Raw genomic sequence first — 16,131 nt, 5'->3', positions numbered from 1 at the left:
AGCGTCGCAAGACAACAGTGGAGCTAGTAGATGGCAACTATCAACCAGCTGGTACGTCAGCCGCGTAAGCGTATCGTCGAGAAATCCGACGTGCCTGCGCTGCAGAACTGCCCGCAACGTCGTGGCGTATGCACTCGTGTGTATACCACCACGCCGAAAAAACCTAACTCGGCACTGCGTAAAGTATGCCGTGTGCGTCTGACCAACGGTTTCGAGGTTTCCTCGTACATCGGCGGTGAAGGCCACAACCTGCAAGAGCACAGCGTGGTACTGATCCGCGGCGGTCGTGTAAAAGACTTGCCAGGTGTTCGTTACCACACCGTACGCGGTTCTTTGGATACTTCCGGCGTTAAAGGTCGTAACCAGGGTCGTTCGAAGTACGGTACCAAGAAGCCTAAGTAGTAGCGGCTTTTTGTAAAAACTGATTTTCTATTTTTCTGAGTCGATAAGAGTAAGGTCGGAGGCGTCCCGCAAGGGCACCGATTCCGAGCGAACCTGAAGACCGTTTGAGGGCTTATCCATGCCAAGAAGACGCGTAGCAGCCAAGCGCGAAGTGCTTGACGATCCGAAGTACGGCAGCCAGATCCTGGCCAAGTTCATGAACCACGTTATGGAAAGCGGCAAGAAAGCCGTCGCCGAACGTATCGTTTATGGCGCGCTGGAAAAAGTTAAAGAACGCAAGAACAGCGATCCCCTGGAAATCTTCGAGAAAGCTCTCGACGCCATCGCTCCGCTGGTCGAAGTAAAGTCGCGCCGTGTAGGCGGTGCTACTTACCAGGTTCCGGTCGAAGTTCGTCCGTCCCGTCGTAACGCTCTGGCAATGCGCTGGTTGGTAGACTTCGCCCGCAAGCGCGGCGAGAAGTCTATGGCTCTGCGTTTGGCTGGCGAACTGTTGGACGCCGCTGAAGGTAAAGGTGCTGCAGTTAAGAAGCGTGAAGACGTGCACCGTATGGCTGAAGCCAACAAGGCTTTCTCGCACTACCGCTTCTAATTTTAGCGTCACTAATTTTGCGAGGGCTTTATGGCTCGTACTACACCGATTAACCGCTACCGTAACATTGGTATCGTTGCTCACGTGGATGCTGGTAAAACCACCACCACCGAGCGCGTCCTTTTTTACACTGGCAAAAGCCACAAGATGGGCGAGGTGCATGACGGCGCCGCGACCACAGACTGGATGGTTCAGGAGCAGGAGCGTGGTATTACCATTACTTCTGCTGCTATTACCGCCTTCTGGCAGGGTTCCGAGAAGCAGCACAAAGACCAATACCGTTTCAACGTCATCGACACCCCGGGCCACGTTGACTTCACTATTGAAGTTGAGCGTTCCCTGCGTGTTCTCGACGGCGCGGTCGTTGTGTTCTGTGGCACCTCGGGTGTTGAGCCTCAGTCGGAAACCGTATGGCGTCAAGCCAACAAGTACGGCGTTCCACGTCTTGTTTACGTAAACAAGATGGACCGTGCTGGTGCGAACTTCCTGCGCGTGATCGGCCAGATCAAGCAGCGTCTGGGTCACACTCCGGTGCCAATCCAGTTGGCCATCGGTTCCGAAGACAACTTCCAGGGTCAGATCGATCTGATGGCTATGGAAGCTGTTTACTGGAATGACTCTGACAAAGGCATGGTTCCAGTTCGTAAGCCTATCCCTGCTGAACTGCAGGAGTTGGCTAACGAGTGGCGCGGCAACATGATTGAAGCTGCGGCAGAAGCCAGCGAAGAGCTGATGAACAAGTACCTCGAAGGTGAAGAACTCACCAACGCGGAAATCAAGGCGGCTCTTCGTCAGCGTACTATCGCTGGCGAGATCGTTTTGGCTGTTTGCGGTTCTTCCTTCAAGAACAAGGGTGTTCCCCTGGTTCTCGACGCCGTTATCGACTACCTGCCTGCTCCTTCCGAAATTCCTGCCATCAAGGGTACTGACCCGGATGACGAGACTATCGAGCTGGAGCGTCATGCAGACGACAACGAGCCGTTCTCGGCTCTGGCGTTCAAGATTGCTACCGACCCATTCGTGGGTACCTTGACCTTTGTTCGAGTTTACTCGGGCGTGTTGGCCTCCGGCGACGGCGTGATCAACTCGGTTAAAGGCAAGAAAGAGCGCGTGGGTCGTATGGTGCAAATGCACGCAAACGCCCGTGAAGAAATCAAGGAAGTGCGCGCTGGTGACATCGCGGCCTTGATCGGCATGAAGGACGTCACCACTGGTGAAACTTTGTGCAACGCTGACAAGCCAATCATCCTGGTTCGTATGGACTTCCCGGAGCCGGTTATTTCGGTTGCTGTAGAGCCTAAGACCAAGGATGACCAGGAAAAAATGGGTATCGCTCTGGGCAAGCTTGCTCAGGAAGATCCATCTTTCCGCGTCAAAACCGATGAAGAGACTGGTCAAACGATCATCTCCGGCATGGGCGAGTTGCACCTGGACATCCTGGTTGACCGGATGCGCCGTGAGTTCAACGTCGAAGCCAACATCGGTAAGCCTCAGGTTTCCTATCGTGAGCGCATCACGAAGAACTGTGAAATCGAAGGCAAATTCGTTCGTCAATCCGGCGGTCGTGGCCAGTTCGGTCATTGCTGGATTCGTTTTGCTCCTGCTGACGAAGGTCAGGAAGGTCTGCAATTCGTGAACGAAGTCGTGGGTGGTGTGGTTCCTAAGGAATACATCCCGGCGATCCAGAAGGGTATCGAAGAGCAGATGAAGAACGGCGTTGTTGCCGGCTATCCGCTGATCGGCCTGAAGGCTACCGTGTTTGATGGTTCTTACCACGACGTCGACTCCAACGAGATGGCGTTTAAGGTGGCTGCTTCCATGGCGACCAAGCAACTGGCCCAGAAGGGCGGTGGTGAGTTGCTTGAGCCGATCATGGCGGTAGAGGTTGTTACGCCTGAAGACTATATGGGTGACGTGATGGGCGACCTTAACCGTCGTCGCGGCATGATTTTGGGTATGGAAGACACGGTCTCCGGTAAAGTAATTCGCGCCGAAGTTCCGCTGGGCGAGATGTTCGGTTATGCGACCGACGTTCGTTCCATGTCCCAGGGTCGCGCAAGCTACTCTATGGAATTCAAAAAATACAATACAGCTCCGTCGCACATCGTCGAAACTGTTACCAAAAAACAAGGCTGATTCAGCCCTTTAGGCAAGGAGTTAATTGTCGTGGCTAAAGAAAAATTTGATCGTTCCCTACCGCACGTCAACGTTGGCACCATCGGTCACGTTGACCACGGTAAAACCACGCTGACTGCAGCTCTGACTCGCGTCTGCTCCGAAGTATTCGGTTCGGCCATCGTTGATTTCGATAAAATCGACAGCGCGCCAGAAGAAAAAGCTCGTGGTATCACCATCAACACCGCACACGTCGAGTACAACTCGAAGATCCGTCACTACGCTCACGTTGACTGCCCAGGTCACGCTGACTATGTGAAGAACATGATCACCGGTGCTGCCCAGATGGACGGCGCTATCCTGGTTTGCTCGGCCGCTGATGGTCCGATGCCACAAACCCGTGAGCACATCCTGCTGTCCCGTCAGGTAGGCGTTCCGTACATCGTGGTTTTCCTGAACAAGGCTGACCTGGTAGACGACGCTGAGCTGCTGGAACTGGTTGAGATGGAAGTGCGCGATCTGCTGAGCACTTACGACTTCCCAGGCGACGACACTCCGATCATCATCGGTTCGGCGCGTATGGCTCTGGAAGGCAAAGACGACAACGAAATGGGCACCACTGCCGTTCGTAAACTGGTTGAGACTCTGGACAGCTACATCCCAGAACCAGTTCGTCTGACCGACAAGCCGTTCCTGATGCCAATCGAAGACGTATTCTCGATCTCTGGTCGCGGTACTGTTGTGACTGGTCGTATCGAGCGCGGTATCGTTCGCGTTCAGGATCCACTGGAAATCGTTGGTCTGCGTGACACTACCGTCACCACCTGCACCGGTGTTGAAATGTTCCGCAAGCTGCTCGACGAAGGTCGTGCTGGCGAGAACTGCGGCGTGCTGCTGCGTGGCACAAAGCGTGACGACGTTGAGCGTGGCCAGGTTCTGGTTAAGCCGGGTTCGGTTAAGCCGCACACCAAGTTCACCGCAGAAGTTTACGTTCTGAGCAAGGAAGAAGGCGGCCGTCATACTCCGTTCTTCAAAGGCTACCGTCCACAGTTCTACTTCCGTACTACTGACGTGACCGGTAACTGCGAATTGCCAGAAGGCGTTGAAATGGTAATGCCAGGCGATAACATTCAGATGACTGTTACCCTGATCAAAACCATCGCGATGGAAGATGGTCTGCGTTTCGCTATCCGTGAAGGCGGCCGTACCGTTGGTGCTGGCGTTGTAGCTAAAATCATCGAGTAATTATCTCTTCTGAGATAGCTCGATTTTTTGAGAAGGCCCCCGCTTAGCGGGGGCCTTTTTTATTGGGTTGACACCTATCTGGGGCGTCTATAGAATTGCGCCTCCTTTTAACGGGCGTATTGCGCTCGGTGGGAATAGCAGCCGGAGTCTGAAATCCAATGCAAAATCAGCAAATCCGTATCAGGTTGAAGGCTTTTGACCATCGCCTGATCGACCAATCCACCCAGGAAATCGTGGAAACCGCGAAACGTACTGGTGCTCAAGTGCGTGGTCCAATTCCACTGCCTACCCGTAAAGAGCGGTTCACCGTTCTGGTCTCCCCGCACGTCAACAAAGACGCGCGTGACCAGTACGAGATCCGTACTCATAAGCGCGTTCTGGACATCGTCCAGCCAACGGATAAAACCGTTGATGCTCTTATGAAGCTTGATCTTGCGGCCGGTGTGGAAGTGCAGATCAGCCTCGGCTAAGACTTGGTCTTAGTCGTGTAACGCTCTGAAATGGGCGGCCATAGCGGGTGAAAGCCCCGTACACTCATGAGGTTTACAACATGACTATTGGTGTAGTCGGTCGTAAATGCGGTATGACCCGTATTTTCACCGAAGAAGGTGTCTCCATTCCGGTCACGGTCATTGAGATCGAACCGAATCGCGTCACCCAGTTCAAAACTGAAGAGACCGATGGCTATCGTGCAGTGCAAGTCACTGTAGGCGAGCGTCGTGCTTCGCGTGTTACAGCTGCTCAAGCTGGCCACTTCGCTAAGGCGAACGTTGCCGCTGGTCGTACCGTAATGGAATTCCGTCTTGAAGAAGGCGAGTACCAGGCCGGCGATCTGATCAACGCTGAAATCTTCGCCGCTGGTCAACTGGTTGATGTAACCGGTCAGTCCAAGGGTAAAGGGTTCCAGGGTACGATCAAGCGTTGGAACTTCCGCGGGCAAGATAATACCCACGGTAACTCCGTGTCCCACCGCGTTCCAGGCTCTATCGGCCAGTGCCAGACTCCTGGTCGTGTATTCAAGGGCAAAAAAATGTCCGGTCATATGGGCGCTGAGCGCGTGACCGTGCAGTCCCTCGAAGTAGTGCGCGTGGACGCTGAACGCAATCTGTTGTTGGTCAAGGGCGCTGTTCCTGGCGCTACTGGCGGCAACTTGGTTGTACGTCCAGCAGCCAAGGCTCGCGGTTAAGGGGAAGCTGACATGCAATTAAATGTAAATGACGCTCAAGCGATCGAAGTTTCCGAACTGACATTTGGCGGCGAATTCAACGAGACGCTGGTTCACCAAGCAGTCGTGGCCTACATGGCCGGCGGCCGTCAGGGTTCCAAGCAGCAAAAGACCCGTTCCGACGTTCGTGGTGGCGGTAAGCGCCCATGGCGTCAGAAAGGTACTGGCCGTGCTCGTGCCGGTACTATCCGTAGCCCAATCTGGCGTGGCGGCGGTACCACTTTCGCAGCTCGTCCTCAGGATCACACCCAGAAGCTGAACAAGAAGATGTATCGCGCAGCAATGCGTTCCATCCTTGCTGAGCTGGTGCGTACTGATCGTCTGGTAGTGGTTCAGGACTTCGCTGTTGATGCACCGAAGACCAAAGATCTGCTGAACAAACTGACCGGCATGGGCTTGACTGACGTCTTGATCGTGTCTGAAGTCGTTGATCAGAACCTGTACCTGGCTGCTCGTAACCTGCCACACGTTGATGTACGTGACGTGCAAGGTTCCGATCCAGTTAGTCTGATCGCATACGACAAGGTGTTGATCACCGTGTCGGCCGTGAAGAAATTCGAGGAGCTGCTGGGATGAACCAGGAACGCGTATTTAAAGTTCTGCTTGGCCCGCACGTTTCCGAGAAGGCTACGGTTCTGGCTGACAAGAAAGGCCAGTTCGTTTTCAAGGTTGCAACTGACGCAACCAAGCTGGAAATCAAGAAGGCCGTCGAAAGCCTGTTCAGCGTGAAAGTAGAGCGTGTTACTACCCTGAATGTTCTGGGTAAGAGCAAGCGCACTGCTCGCGGTCTGGGCAAGCGTAATGACTGGAAGAAGGCAGTTATCTCCCTTCAGCCAGGCCAAGATCTCGATTTCAGCAGCAGTGCTGAGTAAGGAAGGGGTGCATCATGGCAATCGTTAAATGCAAACCGACTTCCCCTGGCCGCCGTTTTGTGGTCAAGGTGGTCAACCAGGAGCTGCATAAAGGCGCTCCTCACGCACCGCTGCTCGAGAAAAAATCGAAGACTGGTGGTCGTAACAACAATGGTCGCATTACCACTCGTCACATCGGTGGTGGCCATAAGCAGCATTATCGTCTGGTCGATTTCCGTCGCAACGACAAAGATGGCATCTCTGCCACTGTCGAGCGTATCGAATACGATCCAAACCGTACTGCTCACATCGCTCTGCTGCTGTACGCAGATGGCGAGCGTCGCTACATCATCGCCCCTAAAGGCGTGAGTGCTGGTGACCAGCTGATCGCAGGTGCTCTGGCACCGATCAAGCCGGGCAACGCTCTGCAACTGCGTAACATTCCAGTTGGTAGCACCGTACACGGCATCGAATTGAAGCCAGGTAAAGGCGCACAGATCGCTCGTTCCGCTGGTGCTTCGGCTCAGTTGATCGCTCGTGAAGGTGTCTACGTGACCCTGCGTCTGCGTTCTGGTGAGATGCGTAAAGTGCTGGCTGAATGCCGCGCGACCCTGGGCGAAGTCTCGAACTCCGAGCACAGCCTGCGTTCGCTGGGTAAAGCTGGTGCCAAACGCTGGCGTGGCGTTCGCCCAACCGTTCGTGGTGTTGCCATGAACCCGGTTGACCACCCACATGGTGGTGGTGAAGGTCGTACCTCTGGTGGTCGTCATCCGGTATCGCCATGGGGCTTCCCGACTAAGGGCGCGAAGACTCGTGGTAATAAGCGTACCGACAAAATGATCGTCCGTCGTCGCAAGTAAATAGAGGGATACGACAGTGCCACGTTCTCTGAAAAAAGGTCCTTTTATCGATCTTCACCTACTGAAGAAGATCGAAGTGGCGGCGGAAAAGAATGATCGCAAACCGGTGAAAACCTGGTCGCGTCGTTCGATGATCCTGCCACAAATGGTCGGTTTGACCATCGCAGTACACAACGGTCGTCAACACGTCCCAGTTCTCGTTAACGAAGACATGGTCGGCCACAAACTGGGCGAGTTCGCCGGTACCCGCACTTATCGTGGGCACGTGGCAGACAAGAAAGCCAAGCGTTAAGGGGTTAGGAAATGGAAGTAGCCGCTAAGTTGTCGGGCGCTCGAATCTCCGCCCAGAAAGCCCGCTTGGTCGCCGACCAGATCCGCGGGAAGAAGGTGGGCGAAGCGCTCAACTTGTTGGCTTTCAGCAGTAAGAAAGCCGCCGAGATCATGAAGAAAGTGCTGGAGTCGGCCGTAGCCAACGCCGAGCATAACGAAGGCGCAGACGTTGATGACCTTAAAGTCAGCACCGTTTTCGTCAACGAAGGGCGTTCGCTGAAGCGCATCATGCCACGTGCCAAAGGCCGTGCTGATCGCATCGTCAAGCGGTCTTGCCATATCACTGTCAAGGTTGCTGACAAGTAACGGAGTCGAAGAGATGGGTCAGAAAGTACATCCCATTGGCATTCGCCTGGGAATCGTCAAGGAGCACACCTCCGTCTGGTACGCAGACGGTCGGACTTATGCGGACTATTTGTTCGCTGATCTGAAGGTGCGTGAGTATCTCCAAGACAAACTAAAAAGCGCGTCCGTAAGCCGTATCGATATCCATCGTCCGGCGCAGACTGCACGTATCACCATCCACACCGCTCGTCCAGGTATCGTTATCGGGAAGAAAGGTGAAGATGTTGAGAAACTGCGTCAGGACCTGACCAAGCAAATGGGTGTGCCTGTGCACATCAATATCGAAGAGATCCGCAAGCCGGAGCTCGACGGTATGCTGGTTGCGCAGAGCGTAGCTCAGCAGCTGGAGCGTCGCGTAATGTTCCGTCGCGCTATGAAGCGCGCTGTTCAGAACGCCATGCGCATTGGTGCCAAAGGCATCAAAATCCAAGTGAGCGGTCGTCTCGGCGGTGCTGAAATCGCACGTACTGAATGGTATCGCGAAGGTCGTGTGCCACTGCACACCCTGCGTGCCGACATCGACTATGCCAACTACGAAGCTCACACCACTTACGGTGTGATCGGTGTAAAGGTTTGGATCTTCAAAGGCGAAGTAATTGGTGGTCGCCAAGAAGAACTGAAACCACAAGCACCAGCGCCTCGTAAAAAAGCTGCTAAGTAAGGGGTACGCCAAATGTTGCAACCAAAGCGTACGAAGTTCCGCAAGCAGATGACAGGCCACAACCGTGGTCTGGCACAGCGCGGTAGCAAAGTCAGCTTCGGCGAATATGCGCTGAAGTCTGTAGCTCGTGGTCGTCTCACCGCTCGTCAGATCGAGTCAGCGCGTCGTGCTCTGACCCGTCACGTTAAACGTGGCGGCAAGATCTGGATCCGTGTATTCCCGGACAAGCCTATTTCCAAAAAGCCCCTCGAAGTTCGTATGGGTAAAGGTAAGGGTAGTGTGGAGTACTGGGTTGCCCAGATTCAGCCAGGCAAAGTCCTGTATGAAATCGAGGGTGTTTCTGAAGAGCTGGCGCGTGAGGCTTTTGCCCTGGCTGCTGCAAAGCTGCCGCTCGCCACCGCCTTTGTTAAACGGACGGTGATGTGATGAAAGCGAATGAACTTCGTGAAAAATCCGCACAGCAGCTGAACGAGCAACTGCTCGGCTTGCTGCGCGACCAGTTCAATCTGCGTATGCAGAAAGCAACTGGCCAGTTGGGGCAGTCTCATCTGCTCTCGCAAGTTAAGCGTGACATCGCTCGCGTGAAGACTGTGCTCAACCAGCAGGCAGGTAAGTAATCATGGCTGAAGCCGAAAAAACTGTCCGTACGCTGACTGGCCGTGTTGTCAGCGACAAGATGGACAAAACCATCACCGTACTGATCGAGCGTCGCGTAAAGCACCCGATCTACGGTAAATACGTTAAGCGTTCGACTAAGCTGCACGCGCACGACGAAACCAATCAGTGCCACATCGGCGACAAAGTCACTATTCGTGAAACTCGTCCTTTGGCCAAGACCAAGTCTTGGGCACTGGTTGATGTTCTCGAACGCGCTGTGGAAGTCTAAGGACTAGGGGTCGGAGAAATTATATGATTCAGACTCAATCCATGCTCGATGTGGCCGATAACAGCGGCGCTCGCCGTGTTATGTGCATCAAGGTGCTGGGTGGCTCCCATCGTCGTTACGCTGGTATCGGTGACATCATCAAAGTTACCGTAAAGGAAGCAATTCCTCGCGGTAAAGTGAAAAAAGGCCAAGTGATGACTGCTGTTGTAGTCCGCACTCGTCACGGCGTACGTCGTGCTGATGGCTCCATTATCCGCTTTGATGGCAACGCTGCTGTTCTTCTGAACAACAAGCAAGAGCCGATCGGCACCCGTATCTTTGGGCCAGTGACCCGTGAACTTCGTACTGAGAAGTTCATGAAGATCGTCTCGCTCGCCCCAGAAGTGCTGTAAGGAGATCCGACATGCAAAAGATTCGTCGTGACGACGAGATCATCGTGATCGCCGGCAAAGACAAAGGTAAGCGCGGTAAGGTGCTTAAGGTTCTCTCTAACAACCGTCTGGTTATTGGTGGTCTGAACCTGGTTAAGCGTCATACCAAGCCTAACCCGATGTCGGGCGTACAAGGCGGTATCGTCGAAAAAGAAGCTCCACTGGACGCTTCTAACGTCGCCATTTTCAACGGCGAAACCAACAAGGCTGACCGCGTTGGTTTCAAAGTAGAAGACGGCAAGAAAATTCGTGTCTTCAAGTCGACCCAAAAAGCGGTTGATGCTTGAACACTGCTAGGTAGAAGACCATGGCACGACTAAAAGAGATTTACTGGAAGGAAATCGCACCGAAACTTAAGGAAGAACTTAAGCTTTCGAACGTGATGGAAGTTCCACGCGTTACAAAAATCACCCTGAACATGGGTCTGGGCGAAGCCGTCGGTGACAAAAAAGTCATCGAGCACGCTGTTGCCGACCTGGAAAAGATCACCGGCCAGAAAGTCGTTGTGACCTACGCTCGGAAATCCATCGCTGGCTTTAAAGTCCGTGAAGGTTGGCCGATCGGCGTCAAAGTGACTCTGCGCCGTGAGCGTATGTACGAGTTCCTGGATCGTCTGCTGTCGATCTCCCTGCCTCGGGTTCGCGACTTCCGCGGCCTGAATGCCAAGTCCTTCGATGGTCGTGGTAACTACAGCATGGGCGTTAAAGAGCAGATCATCTTCCCGGAAATCGACTACGACAAGATCGATGCTCTCCGCGGTCTGGACATTACCCTGACCACCACTGCCAAGAACGATGATGAAGGTCGCGCCCTGTTGCGTGCTTTCAAATTCCCGTTCCGCAACTGATTGGAGTAGGAAAATGGCCAAGATGAGCATGAAAAACCGCGAGCTGAAGCGTCAGCTCACGGTTGCCAAGTACGCCAAAAAGCGTGCAGCACTGAAAGCTATCATTGTTGATCTGAACGCAAGTCCAGAAGCACGTTGGGAAGCTACAGTTGCTCTGCAGAAGCAGCCACGTGACGCAAGCGCTTCGCGCATGCGTAACCGCTGCCGCCTGACCGGTCGTCCACACGGCGTTTACCGCAAGTTCGGCCTCGGCCGTAACAAACTGCGTGAAGCTGCAATGCGTGGTGACGTACCTGGTCTGGTTAAAGCCAGCTGGTAAGCACTATCAAAGTCTCGGTGTTCGGAATCGCAAGATACTGACCGCCGGTGACCTTGAACTTGAATCAAGCCCCTTTTGGGGCTTGATTCATTTGTGGGGTGTGTCTAGAATACCCGGCTCGCCTGAGCCCGTGCTTTTTCCGCATGGATGAGCTCGGCGACAAGTAGTAGCCGCAAGGCTAATTTTTTTGTATTAGGAGCGTCTAGCCCATGAGTATGCAGGACCCGTTAGCGGACATGCTAACTCGAATCCGTAATGCCCAGATGGCTGAAAAGTCCGTCGTAAGCATGCCATCTTCTACTTTGAAGGTAGCTGTTGCCAAAGTCCTGAAGGACGAAGGTTACATTGCGGGTTATCAGATCAGCAGCGAAATCAAACCACTGCTGTCCATCGAGCTGAAGTACTTCGAAGGCCGTCCGGTCATCGAGGAAGTGAAGCGCGTTAGCCGTCCAGGCCTGCGTCAGTACAAGTCCGTCGATGATCTGCCAAAAGTTCGTGGCGGTCTCGGTGTGTCTATCGTCTCCACCAACAAAGGTGTGATGACGGATCGTGCTGCGCGCGCTGCCGGTGTCGGCGGCGAAGTTCTTTGCACTGTGTTCTAAGGGGGGATAAGCATGTCACGCGTCGCTAAGAACCCCGTTAAGCTGCCAGCCGGTGTCGAAGTCAAATTCGCAGGCCAACAGCTTTCGGTGAAGGGTGCCAAGGGCACTCTCGAACTGAACATCCATTCGTCCGTTGAGATCGTTGAAGAAGCTGGTGAGCTGCGTTTCGCTGCTCGCAATGGCGATCAACAAACTCGCGCAATGGCTGGTACCACTCGTGCGTTGGTAAACAACATGGTCCAAGGCGTAAGCCAAGGCTTCGAGCGCAAGCTCCAGCTGGTCGGTGTTGGTTACAAAGCGCAAGCAAAAGGCACAGTGCTGAACCTGGCTCTTGGCTTCTCGCACCCAGTGGATTATGAACTGCCGGAAGGCATCACCGCTGAGACTCCTAGCCAGACCGATATCCTGATCAAGGGCATCGATAAGCAGCTGGTAGGTCAAGTGGCCGCCGAGATCCGCGACTTCCGTCCACCAGAGCCGTACAAAGGCAAAGGTGTGCGCTACGCGGACGAAGTCGTCCGTCGTAAAGAAGCCAAGAAGAAGTAGGGCATAGCAAATGACCGACAAAAAAGTTACTCGACTGCGTCGCGCTCGCAAAGCACGCCTGAAAATGCACGAACTCGAAGTCGTGCGTCTCTGCGTGTTCCGCTCGTCGCAGCACATCTACGCCCAGGTCATTTCGGCCGACGGCAACAAAGTTTTGGCATCTGCCTCGACTTTGGATAAAGAACTGCGTGATGGCGCCACTGGCAACATCGACGCGGCCACTAAGGTTGGCCAGCTGGTCGCTACGCGTGCTAAAGCCGCTGGCGTCTCGCAGGTGGCTTTCGACCGCTCTGGCTTCAAGTACCATGGCCGCGTCAAGGCGCTGGCTGATGCTGCTCGTGAAGCTGGGCTGGAGTTCTAAGTTATGTCAAATAACGACCAAAAGCGCGACGAAGGCTACATCGAGAAGCTGGTTCAAGTTAACCGCGTAGCCAAAACAGTTAAAGGCGGCCGTATCTTCACTTTCACCGCGTTGACCGTGGTTGGTGATGGTAAAGGGCGTGTTGGCTTCGGCCGTGGCAAGTCGCGTGAAGTGCCTGCTGCGATCCAGAAGGCAATGGAAGCTGCTCGCCGCAACATGATCCAAGTTGATCTGAACGGCACCACTCTGCAGTACGCAATGAAGTCCGGTCACGGCGCTTCGAAGGTGTACATGCAGCCTGCTTCTGAAGGTACCGGTATCATCGCTGGCGGCGCTATGCGTGCTGTCCTCGAAGTTGCTGGCGTTCAGAACGTTCTGGCCAAGTGCTACGGCTCGACTAACCCGGTAAACGTGGTTCACGCCACTTTCAAAGGTTTGAAAGCTATGCAGTCTCCTGAATCCATTGCCGCCAAGCGTGGCAAAAGCGTCAAGGAGATCTTCTGATCATGGCTACCGTTAAAGTTACGCTGATCAAAAGCATGACCGGCCGTATCCCTAACCACAAACTGTGCGTTAAGGGTCTGGGTCTGCGTCGCATCGGTCACACTGTAGAAGTACTTGATACTCCCGAGAATCGCGGGATGATCAACAAGGCTTACTACATGCTGCGTGTCGAGGGTTAATCGATGAAACTCAATGATCTGAGTCCAGCGCCGGGTTCCCGTCGCGAAAAGCATCGTCCGGGCCGTGGTATCGGTAGTGGTTTGGGCAAGACCGGTGGCCGTGGCCACAAAGGTCAGTCCTCCCGCTCCGGTGGCACCATTGCTCCAGGCTTTGAAGGCGGTCAACAGCCGCTGCATCGTCGCCTGCCGAAGTTCGGTTTCGTTTCCCTGAAAGCCATGGACCGCGCAGAAGTGCGTTTGTCCGAGTTGGCTAAAGTGGAAGGCGACATCGTCACCGTGCAGTCCCTGAAAGATGCCAACGTGATCAACGTCAACGTACAGCGTGTGAAAATCATGCTGTCCGGCGAAGTTACTCGCGCTGTTACCATCGGAAAGGGAATCGGCGCCACCAAAGGTGCGCGTGCGGCTATCGAAGCAGCTGGCGGCAAGTTCGAGGAATAAATGGCTAAGCAAGGTGCTCTCTCTGCGCTCGGCAAAGGCGGTATGTCTGAACTCTGGGCTCGTCTGCGTTTTCTGTTCCTGGCGATTATCGTCTACCGAATAGGCGCACACATCCCGGTTCCAGGTATCAACCCGGACCGACTCGCGGACCTGTTTCGACAGAATGAGGGGACCATTCTTAGCTTGTTCAACATGTTTTCCGGCGGCGCGCTTGAGCGGATGAGCATCTTTGCACTGGGGATCATGCCGTACATTTCGGCATCGATCATCATGCAACTGATGACCGCCGTCAGCCCGCAGTTGGAACAGTTGAAGAAGGAAGGTGAAGCTGGCCGTCGCAAGATCAGCCAGTACACCCGCTACGGCACTGTCGTCCTCGCTCTCGTTCAGGCTATTGGCATGTCCATTGGTCTGGCAGGGCAGGGCGTTGCGTTCACTGGTGACTTTGGCTTCCATTTCGTCGCGGTATCCACTTTTGTGGCTGGTGCGATGTTCATGATGTGGCTGGGTGAGCAGATTACTGAGCGTGGTGTTGGCAACGGTATCTCGATGTTGATTTTTTCGGGTATCGTCGCCGGTCTTCCGAGAGCGATCGGGCAGTCTTTCGAGTCTGCACGTCAGGGTGATATCAACATCTTCGCCCTGGTTGCCATCGGTTTGCTGGCAGTAGCGATTATCGGTTTCGTGGTGTTCATTGAGCGTGGTCAGCGTCGTATTGCTGTTCACTACGCCAAGCGTCAGCAGGGCCGGAAGGTCTTCGCTGCGCAGACTAGCCACTTGCCGCTGAAGGTGAACATGGCCGGTGTTATTCCGGCCATTTTCGCGAGCAGCATTTTGCTGTTCCCGGCTTCGTTGGGTGCCTGGTTCGGTCAGTCTGAAGGTATGGGCTGGTTGCAGGACATCTCGCAGTCGATCGCTCCTGGTCAGCCGTTGAATATTCTGCTGTTTAGTGCAGGGATTATTTTCTTCTGCTTCTTCTATACGGCGTTGATGTTCAATCCGAAAGACGTAGCGGAAAACCTGAAGAAGTCCGGTGCCTTTATTCCGGGCATCCGTCCAGGTGAGCAGTCTGCGCGCTACATTGATGGCGTTCTGACCCGCTTGACCATGTTCGGTGCTCTTTACATGACGGCCGTGTGCTTGTTGCCCCAGTTCCTGGTGGTTGCAGCAAACGTACCGTTCTACCTTGGCGGGACCTCGTTGCTGATCGTCGTCGTGGTTGTGATGGACTTCATGTCCCAAGTACAATCGCACCTCGTTTCGCACCAGTACGAATCCCTGATGAAGAAAGCCAACCTGAAGGGTTACGGCAGCGGCATGTTGCGCTGAGTACCCATAAGGTTCGAGGAGTTGGTGATGAAAGTTCGTGCATCGGTGAAAAAGCTGTGCCGTAACTGCAAAATTATTCGCCGCGAAGGTGTTGTTCGAGTAATTTGCAGCGCGGAACCGCGTCACAAACAGCGCCAAGGCTGAGTGTGATTGTGCTTCAAGCCCGGTAGCTAGTGCGCTACCGGGTTGATTATTTGTTATTACAGCGATATTATCTCGCGCCCTATTTCTTGGCTTCCGGGGCGTAGGTAGCTGTCAATTGGAGTCCCACTGAATGGCCCGTATTGCAGGCGTTAACATTCCAGATAACAAGCATACTGTTATCTCGCTGACCTACATCTATGGTGTTGGTCGCACTACTGCACAGAAGATCTGTGCAGTGACTGGGGTAAACCCAGCCGCAAAGATCAAAGATCTGAGCGACGAGCAGATTGAACAGCTGCGTGGCGAAGTGGCGAAGTTCACCACTGAAGGTGACCTGCGTCGCGAAATCAACATGAAAATCAAGCGTTTGATGGACCTCGGTTGCTATCGCGGTCTGCGTCATCGTCGTGGTCTTCCAGTGCGCGGTCAGCGTACCAAGACTAACGCGCGTACCCGTAAAGGTCCGCGTAAGCCGATCCGCAAGTAATCGCCCCCGCGAATCGACAGGAAAATTATCATGGCAAAACCTGCTGCTCGTCCTCGTAAAAAAGTTAAAAAGACAGTGGTTGATGGCATCGCCCACATCCATGCATCTTTTAACAACACAATCGTGACCATCACCGACCGTCAAGGCAACGCTCTTTCCTGGGCTACCTCCGGTGGTTCGGGTTTCCGCGGTTCCCGCAAGTCCACACCGTTTGCTGCTCAAGTAGCTGCTGAACGTGCTGGTCAAGCTGCGCTGGAATACGGCCTGAAAAACCTCGACGTTAACGTCAAAGGTCCAGGCCCAGGTCGTGAATCTGCAGTCCGCGCTTTGAACGGCTGTGGCTACAAGATCGCCAGCATCACCGACGTGACGCCAATCCCGCACAACGGGTGCCGTCCGCCGAAGAAGCGCCGCGTGTAATCCAGGAGATTG

29 protein-coding genes are annotated in these 16,131 nt (G+C 54.2%); all 29 read left to right on the top strand.

Annotated features, from left to right (window positions below; all coding sequences use genetic code 11):
• Nucleotides 1-30: 30 nt before the first annotated feature.
• Nucleotides 31-402, top strand: a complete 372-nt coding sequence (gene rpsL / locus NL116_RS28410; protein WP_002555494.1) for a 30S ribosomal protein S12 — start codon at nt 31-33, stop codon at nt 400-402.
• Nucleotides 403-520: 118 nt separating this feature from the next.
• Nucleotides 521-991, top strand: coding sequence for a 30S ribosomal protein S7 (gene rpsG, locus NL116_RS28405; protein WP_002555493.1), 471 nt, complete (start codon nt 521-523; stop codon nt 989-991).
• A gap of 30 nt (nt 992-1,021) precedes the next feature.
• Nucleotides 1,022-3,127 carry an elongation factor G gene (fusA, locus tag NL116_RS28400; protein WP_494374972.1) on the top strand — a complete coding sequence of 702 codons (2,106 nt, stop codon included), beginning with the start codon at nt 1,022-1,024 and terminating at the stop codon, nt 3,125-3,127.
• A gap of 30 nt (nt 3,128-3,157) precedes the next feature.
• Nucleotides 3,158-4,351, top strand: a complete 1,194-nt coding sequence (gene tuf / locus NL116_RS28395; RefSeq protein WP_027924378.1) for an elongation factor Tu — start codon at nt 3,158-3,160, stop codon at nt 4,349-4,351.
• Between the two features lie 158 nt (nt 4,352-4,509).
• Entirely contained in the window at nt 4,510-4,821 is a 312-nt protein-coding gene (gene rpsJ, locus NL116_RS28390) for a 30S ribosomal protein S10 (RefSeq protein ID WP_003186070.1), read from the top strand.
• Nucleotides 4,822-4,901: 80 nt separating this feature from the next.
• A complete protein-coding gene (gene rplC / locus NL116_RS28385; protein ID WP_003186059.1) occupies nt 4,902-5,537 on the top strand; it encodes a 50S ribosomal protein L3 in 636 nt (211 codons plus the stop codon).
• Between the two features lie 12 nt (nt 5,538-5,549).
• A complete protein-coding gene (rplD, locus tag NL116_RS28380) occupies nt 5,550-6,152 on the top strand; it encodes a 50S ribosomal protein L4 (RefSeq protein ID WP_007896707.1) in 603 nt (200 codons plus the stop codon).
• Nucleotides 6,149-6,448: a 50S ribosomal protein L23 gene (gene rplW, locus NL116_RS28375; RefSeq protein ID WP_002555488.1), complete on the top strand. Its 300-nt coding sequence runs from the start codon at nt 6,149-6,151 to the stop codon at nt 6,446-6,448. Before rplD ends, rplW begins: the two co-directional genes overlap by 4 nt.
• 14 nt (nt 6,449-6,462) lie before the next feature.
• Nucleotides 6,463-7,287, top strand: a complete 825-nt coding sequence (gene rplB, locus NL116_RS28370) for a 50S ribosomal protein L2 (protein WP_003176423.1) — start codon at nt 6,463-6,465, stop codon at nt 7,285-7,287.
• A 16-nt stretch (nt 7,288-7,303) separates the two neighbouring features.
• Nucleotides 7,304-7,579 (top strand): 30S ribosomal protein S19, encoded by a 276-nt coding sequence (gene rpsS, locus NL116_RS28365; protein WP_002555486.1) that lies wholly within the window; start codon nt 7,304-7,306, stop codon nt 7,577-7,579.
• Between the two features lie 11 nt (nt 7,580-7,590).
• The gene (gene rplV, locus NL116_RS28360) at nt 7,591-7,923 is read left to right on the top strand and encodes a 50S ribosomal protein L22 (protein ID WP_003103908.1); all 333 of its coding nucleotides are present in this window, start codon (nt 7,591-7,593) and stop codon (nt 7,921-7,923) included.
• A gap of 13 nt (nt 7,924-7,936) precedes the next feature.
• Nucleotides 7,937-8,623, top strand: coding sequence for a 30S ribosomal protein S3 (rpsC, locus tag NL116_RS28355; protein WP_003176422.1), 687 nt, complete (start codon nt 7,937-7,939; stop codon nt 8,621-8,623).
• Nucleotides 8,624-8,635: 12 nt separating this feature from the next.
• Nucleotides 8,636-9,049: a 50S ribosomal protein L16 gene (gene rplP, locus NL116_RS28350; RefSeq protein WP_007943783.1), complete on the top strand. Its 414-nt coding sequence runs from the start codon at nt 8,636-8,638 to the stop codon at nt 9,047-9,049.
• Complete coding sequence (gene rpmC / locus NL116_RS28345; protein ID WP_002555481.1) at nt 9,049-9,240, top strand: 50S ribosomal protein L29; 192 nt, start codon at nt 9,049-9,051, stop codon at nt 9,238-9,240. The genes rplP and rpmC overlap by 1 nt, the downstream gene beginning before the upstream one ends.
• A gap of 2 nt (nt 9,241-9,242) precedes the next feature.
• A complete protein-coding gene (gene rpsQ, locus NL116_RS28340; protein ID WP_003176419.1) occupies nt 9,243-9,509 on the top strand; it encodes a 30S ribosomal protein S17 in 267 nt (88 codons plus the stop codon).
• Nucleotides 9,510-9,532: 23 nt separating this feature from the next.
• Nucleotides 9,533-9,901: a 50S ribosomal protein L14 gene (gene rplN / locus NL116_RS28335; protein WP_002555479.1), complete on the top strand. Its 369-nt coding sequence runs from the start codon at nt 9,533-9,535 to the stop codon at nt 9,899-9,901.
• Nucleotides 9,902-9,912: 11 nt separating this feature from the next.
• Nucleotides 9,913-10,227 carry a 50S ribosomal protein L24 gene (rplX, locus tag NL116_RS28330; RefSeq protein WP_494374971.1) on the top strand — a complete coding sequence of 105 codons (315 nt, stop codon included), beginning with the start codon at nt 9,913-9,915 and terminating at the stop codon, nt 10,225-10,227.
• Nucleotides 10,228-10,247: 20 nt separating this feature from the next.
• On the top strand, nt 10,248-10,787 hold the full coding sequence (gene rplE, locus NL116_RS28325) for a 50S ribosomal protein L5 (protein WP_003176415.1): 540 nt from the start codon (nt 10,248-10,250) through the stop codon (nt 10,785-10,787).
• A 13-nt stretch (nt 10,788-10,800) separates the two neighbouring features.
• Nucleotides 10,801-11,106 carry a 30S ribosomal protein S14 gene (gene rpsN / locus NL116_RS28320; RefSeq protein WP_003176414.1) on the top strand — a complete coding sequence of 102 codons (306 nt, stop codon included), beginning with the start codon at nt 10,801-10,803 and terminating at the stop codon, nt 11,104-11,106.
• A 209-nt stretch (nt 11,107-11,315) separates the two neighbouring features.
• A complete protein-coding gene (rpsH, locus tag NL116_RS28315; protein WP_003186040.1) occupies nt 11,316-11,708 on the top strand; it encodes a 30S ribosomal protein S8 in 393 nt (130 codons plus the stop codon).
• A gap of 12 nt (nt 11,709-11,720) precedes the next feature.
• Entirely contained in the window at nt 11,721-12,254 is a 534-nt protein-coding gene (rplF, locus tag NL116_RS28310) for a 50S ribosomal protein L6 (RefSeq protein WP_003176412.1), read from the top strand.
• A gap of 10 nt (nt 12,255-12,264) precedes the next feature.
• The gene (rplR, locus tag NL116_RS28305; RefSeq protein WP_003186037.1) at nt 12,265-12,615 is read left to right on the top strand and encodes a 50S ribosomal protein L18; all 351 of its coding nucleotides are present in this window, start codon (nt 12,265-12,267) and stop codon (nt 12,613-12,615) included.
• 3 nt (nt 12,616-12,618) lie between these two features.
• On the top strand, nt 12,619-13,119 hold the full coding sequence (gene rpsE / locus NL116_RS28300; protein ID WP_007943782.1) for a 30S ribosomal protein S5: 501 nt from the start codon (nt 12,619-12,621) through the stop codon (nt 13,117-13,119).
• Nucleotides 13,120-13,121: 2 nt separating this feature from the next.
• On the top strand, nt 13,122-13,298 hold the full coding sequence (gene rpmD / locus NL116_RS28295) for a 50S ribosomal protein L30 (RefSeq protein WP_003186033.1): 177 nt from the start codon (nt 13,122-13,124) through the stop codon (nt 13,296-13,298).
• A gap of 3 nt (nt 13,299-13,301) precedes the next feature.
• Nucleotides 13,302-13,739, top strand: coding sequence for a 50S ribosomal protein L15 (gene rplO / locus NL116_RS28290; RefSeq protein ID WP_007896782.1), 438 nt, complete (start codon nt 13,302-13,304; stop codon nt 13,737-13,739).
• Complete coding sequence (gene secY, locus NL116_RS28285) at nt 13,740-15,068, top strand: preprotein translocase subunit SecY (protein WP_003228718.1); 1,329 nt, start codon at nt 13,740-13,742, stop codon at nt 15,066-15,068. It abuts the gene before it with no gap.
• Nucleotides 15,069-15,095: 27 nt separating this feature from the next.
• A complete protein-coding gene (rpmJ, locus tag NL116_RS28280) occupies nt 15,096-15,212 on the top strand; it encodes a 50S ribosomal protein L36 (RefSeq protein ID WP_002555468.1) in 117 nt (38 codons plus the stop codon).
• Nucleotides 15,213-15,342: 130 nt separating this feature from the next.
• The gene (gene rpsM, locus NL116_RS28275; protein ID WP_003186020.1) at nt 15,343-15,699 is read left to right on the top strand and encodes a 30S ribosomal protein S13; all 357 of its coding nucleotides are present in this window, start codon (nt 15,343-15,345) and stop codon (nt 15,697-15,699) included.
• 30 nt (nt 15,700-15,729) lie between these two features.
• The gene (rpsK, locus tag NL116_RS28270) at nt 15,730-16,119 is read left to right on the top strand and encodes a 30S ribosomal protein S11 (RefSeq protein ID WP_002555466.1); all 390 of its coding nucleotides are present in this window, start codon (nt 15,730-15,732) and stop codon (nt 16,117-16,119) included.
• The last annotated feature ends 12 nt before the right edge of the window (nt 16,120-16,131 follow it).

The sequence above is a fragment of the Pseudomonas sp. FBCC-B1667 genome (assembly GCF_059133255.1).
Note: the sequence above shows the minus strand (reverse complement) of the source record. Positions and strands in the feature narration are given on the sequence as shown.